Genomic DNA, 4,644 nt, shown 5'->3' on the forward strand with positions numbered 1-4,644 from the left:
ATGCTGAACGACAATGGATATATTCATCCGTTGCCCCTCCCGGGCCGGGGCCCCGCCGAACTGACCGGCGGAAACCTCGACATTGTAGTCCTGAAGTGCCAGGATAACATCTTCCATGGTCAATTGATAATTGGTCAGCTTGTCGGGATCGACCCAGACCCGGATGGCATATTGGGAGCCGAAATTCTCAACTTCGCCCACCCCCCGAACCCGGGACAGGACCTTTTCCAGATTGGACTGGGCGTAGTCCCGCAGGTCCAGGCCGTCCATGCTGCCGTCCTCGGAGATCAGCCCCACGATCATCAAATAGTTCCGGGTGGACTTGCTGACCTTGACCCCCTGCCGCTGGACCACATCGGGCAGGCTTGCCATGGCCAGCTGGAGCTTGTTCTGCACCTTGGACCAGGCAAGATCCGGATCGGTCCCCGGGGTGAAGGTCAGCTCAATGCGGGATGCGCCGGAGGACGAACTGGTGCCGGAGAAATAGATCATATCGCCCAAACCGGTCATTTTCTGCTCAATGATCTGGGTTACGGTATTTTCAACGGTCTCGGCCGAGGCGCCGGGATAATAGGAATCAATGGCGATGGACGGCGGGGCAATGGACGGATTCTGGGATATGGGCAGGTTGTAGATGGCCAGTAAGCCCACGGTCATAATAATGATGGCGATGACCCAGGCAAAGACAGGCCGGTCCAGAAAGAATCGAGATAACATCAGGCACCCCCATCTTCACGCGGTACCGCCGGTGCGCCGGATTCGGCCCCAGGCCCGGATACGGTTTCTGATTCACTAAAAGGGACTGTATTGACCGTTGTTCCGGGCCGCAGCATCAGCATCCCCTCGACAATCACCCGGTCCCCGGGGGTAAGGCCTGCCGAGACCAGCCATTCGTCGCCGATGGCACGGTCAAGGGTGATCATACGCAGTACGACCTTGCTTCCGGCATCGACAATCAACACAAAAGGGTTTCCTCTGTGATCGCGGGATACACATTGCTGGGCAATAAGGATGGCCTGCGGGTTGACGCCTTCATTGATCACCGCACGGACAAACATGCCCGGCAGAAGGATTCTGTCCGGATTGGGAAACACCATCCTCAAAATAACGGAGCCGGTTGTCGGATCGACGGTGACGTCACTGAATTTCAGACTGCCCTCCTGGGGATAATTTGTGTCGTCTTCCAGGATGAGTTTGACCATTTCCCGGTCTGTTCCGTCCTGGTGGAGCCGGCCCTCTTTTATCCGCTGCTTCAGGCGCAGTAATTCAGTGGTGGATTGCGGCACATCCACATAAATGGGGTCAAGCTGTTGAATGGTGGTCATTGCTGCGGATTGATAGGCGGTTACGATGGCGCCTTCCGTTACACCGGATCTGCCGATACGGCCGGAAATGGGTGCAGTGACTTTGGTGTACCCCAGATTGATGCGGGCTGTTTTTAACTCGGCCCGGGCCTGGGCAATGGTTGCCTGGGCAACGGCCACGGCTTCACGGCTGCTTTCCACCTGCGCTTCAGCGGCCTTTAATGTGGATTCGGCAGCCCGGGCCTCGGTCACAGCCTCGTCCCGCTGGATCGTTGAGACGGCTTTTTTATCATGGGCAGTTTCATACCGGCCTCGATTTGTTTCGGCAAGTTTCAGGGTGACCCTGAGCCGGGCCACATCGGCAATGCTTGCTTTCAGCGCCGCGCGCGCCTGGTCGGTGCTTTTCAGCATGGCGGAAAGATTTGCATCGGCATTGTCAACGGCGGCCTGAAACGGCGCAGGATCAATTTGGTAGAGAACCTGGCCGGCCTTGACATCGGCACCTTCCGTAAAAAGGCGCTTCTGCAACAGACCGCTGACCTGGGGCCGGATTTCCGCAATGCGGTAAGCCGAGGTACGGCCGGGCAGTTCAGTGCTAAGCCTGATCTCTCTGGGCTGCACGGTCATGACGGACACTCTGGGAACTGACGTGCCGGGAGGGACTTGCTGCCCGCAGCCCGCCGCCAGGAAAATCAGCAGCAAGACCGGTATCATTGCAGTTATAACGGCCTTTTGATGAATAGATTTCATGAGCGTTATTTCCTCTTACATAATTGGGTTAATTATCTTAAAAAGGTTTTTAAAATAATAGATTGATATTCTATAAAGATTGATTTAAATGATGTCAACGGTTAATTTTCATTTTACAATACCAGGGAAATACCTATGATTAAAAGAAAAGACGGAAAAAAAACCAAATTGAACCTGTTGAATGCAGCCTGCGAGGTATTTGCCCAGAAAGGATACCGTGATGCCAGAATCTCGGAGATATGTAAACGGGCCGGAAGCAACCTGGCTTCAGTCAATTATTATTTTGGGGGTAAAAGAAATCTGTATGGTAAGGCCTGGCAGCATGCGTATGAAAAGGAGAAACCGGATTTCAGTGATCCGGTTACCACGCCGGCCCAGGACCGTTTACGGGCCTATATCCAGGCACTGATTCAGAATTTTTCCGTGGAAGGGGATGCCTCACTGTTCAACCGGCTGTATCTGATGGAATTTCTCAATCCCACCGGGCTGATTCAAAACTCCTGGTATAAAAATATTGAGCCCGGAAGGCGGATACTGCACGGCATTCTCAGGGATATCATGGGACCTGGGGTTTCGGATCTGGACATAAAATTCTGTGAGTTGAGTATTATCAATCAATGCCGCATTTTTATGAACATTAAGGGCAGTGACCTTGAATACCTGCTGGGACAGGCCATCACTCCTGAATTGATCCGGAAACTGGCCAGGCATATTGCTGATTTTTCTTTGGCCGGGATACAAACGGGGGTGGCACCCAAGCGAGAATCAACAGTTAGTTGATTCTGCCGGATTCCCCAGGCAGTTTTATCATGGCGTTGACTTTATCCCATGCAATGATTACTTCCTTTTGCCGATTGCAGGCGGTATAATAGCAAGTATCAAGATACTGGAAACAAGAAACAAGAGGGTGAAGCGCCTTTGGCGCACATTTTTTATGTATAAACCCGGGAGAGTGAAACATGAATATAGTTGGATCAGGAACGAAATTTATTGGTTGCATTATGGCTGCAGCAATGCTGGCCACGGCAGGATGTGCGTCATCCAGCCCAAATGTATATACCCATGAACAGGCCATGCAGGCCCAGACCGTGGATACAGGGACTGTGGAATCTGTAAAATCTGTCATCATCCAGGCCTCAAATCCCCCGGTTGCCGGTGGGGCCATCGGCGGTGTGACCGGCGGTGTGCTCGGCAGCACCATCGGCCAGGGCTCGGGCCGGCGTGTGGCCACCGTTGCCGGGGCTCTGGCTGGCGCTGCCCTGGGGGCAGCCATTGAAAAGGAAGCCGGAACCAAAAACGGTTTTGAAATTGTTGTTAATCTTGACAAAGGACGCACCATTGTGGTGGTCCAGGAGGCGGATGTACCAATCTATCCCGGGGACAGGGTGCGGGTGTTGACCGCACCGGACGGCACCACCCGGGTATCTAGATAACAGGAGCGTATGAAAAAAAACAGTGCAGTAAATGATTCATTAAGAAATGTCGCCATCATCGCCCATGTTGACCATGGGAAAACCACACTGGTGGATGCCATGTTTAAACAGAGCGGGATGTTCCGGGAAGGCCAGGAAGTGGATGACCGGCTCATGGACTCCATGGATCTGGAGCGGGAGCGGGGCATTACCATTGCCGCCAAAAACTGCTCGGTCACCTGCAACGGGGTAAAGATCAATATTATTGACACCCCGGGCCATGCCGATTTCGGCGGTGAGGTGGAGCGTGCCCTTTCCATGGCGGATTCCGCCATTCTGCTGGTGGATGCCTCCGAGGGTCCTCTGCCCCAGACCCGGTTTGTGCTCAAAAAAACCTTTGAGGCCGGACTTCCCGTACTTGTGATCATCAACAAAATCGACCGCAAGGATGCCCGGCCCGACGAGGTTCTGGACATGGTATACGACCTGTTCATCGATCTTGGGGCCACGGACGAACAGCTGGATTTCACCTATCTCTACGCCATTGGCCGGGACGGGATTGTCAAGCGGGAACTGGAAGAAGAGGTGGATAACCTGAAGGTGCTTTTTGATATCATTGTCAATGAGATGCCCGCGCCGTCCTATGATCCTGACGCCCCTTTCCAGATGCTGGTGTCAGACCTTGGTTATTCCGATTACCTGGGACGCCTTGCCATTGGCAAGGTGTTCAACGGGTCTGCCGCCTCCAACGCGTCTCTGGTGTGCATGAATGAGGACGGCGGCCAGAAACAGCTTAAAGTATCCAAACTCCAGTCCTATGACGGCATAACACTGGTGCCGGTGGACCAGGCAGACACCGGGGATATCGTCGTGCTGGCAGGCATTGAGGATGTGAAAATCGGTGACACCATCTGCACCCGGGAAAATCCCCTGGCCCTGCCCAGGATTACAGTGGACGAACCCACGGTGTTCATGCGGTTTACCATTAACACCTCACCCTTTGCCGGCAAAGAGGGTAAAAATGTTCAGTCCAGGAAAATCCGGGAGCGCCTGCTTAAGGAAACCCTGCTCAATGTGGCCATTGAGGTTGAAGAGAGCAGTGATGACGACAGCTTTGTGGTCAAGGGCCGCGGTGAACTGCAGCTGGCCATTCTCATTGAAACCATGCGCCGGGAAAA

5 protein-coding genes are annotated in these 4,644 nt (G+C 53.7%); 3 read left to right on the plus strand and 2 right to left on the minus strand.

Annotated elements, in window-relative coordinates; genetic code table 11:
* Positions 1–717: efflux RND transporter permease subunit (locus AB7U36_RS18830; RefSeq protein WP_428161192.1), on the minus strand; the 717-nt coding region annotated here is incomplete at its 3' end.
* Positions 717–2,054, minus strand: a complete 1,338-nt coding sequence (locus tag AB7U36_RS18835; RefSeq protein WP_428161193.1) for an efflux RND transporter periplasmic adaptor subunit — start codon at positions 2,052–2,054, stop codon at positions 717–719. The genes AB7U36_RS18830 and AB7U36_RS18835, both read right to left, overlap by 1 nt.
* 135 nt (positions 2,055–2,189) lie before the next feature.
* Here AB7U36_RS18835 and AB7U36_RS18840 point away from each other — a divergent pair, with 135 nt between their 5' ends.
* The 3 genes from AB7U36_RS18840 to AB7U36_RS18850 form a co-directional block, all read left to right on the plus strand.
* Positions 2,190–2,834 carry a CerR family C-terminal domain-containing protein gene (locus tag AB7U36_RS18840; RefSeq protein WP_428161194.1) on the plus strand — a complete coding sequence of 215 codons (645 nt, stop codon included), beginning with the start codon at positions 2,190–2,192 and terminating at the stop codon, positions 2,832–2,834.
* 179 nt (positions 2,835–3,013) lie between these two features.
* The gene (locus AB7U36_RS18845) at positions 3,014–3,487 is read left to right on the plus strand and encodes a glycine zipper 2TM domain-containing protein (protein ID WP_428161195.1); all 474 of its coding nucleotides are present in this window, start codon (positions 3,014–3,016) and stop codon (positions 3,485–3,487) included.
* A 9-nt stretch (positions 3,488–3,496) separates the two neighbouring features.
* Positions 3,497–4,644, plus strand: a 1,148-nt coding sequence (locus tag AB7U36_RS18850; protein ID WP_428161196.1) for a GTP-binding protein, incomplete at its 3' end; no start/stop codon positions are given.

The organism is Desulfobacter sp., assembly GCF_050177295.1.

Coding starts and splice junctions, on each gene's coding strand:
- AB7U36_RS18840 (WP_428161194.1), top strand. CDS start 2,190: ATGATTAAAAGAAAAGACGGAAAAAAAACCAAATTGAACCTGTTGAAT.
- AB7U36_RS18835 (WP_428161193.1), bottom strand. CDS start 2,054: ATGAAATCTATTCATCAAAAGGCCGTTATAACTGCAATGATACCGGTC.
- AB7U36_RS18845 (WP_428161195.1), top strand. CDS start 3,014: ATGAATATAGTTGGATCAGGAACGAAATTTATTGGTTGCATTATGGCT.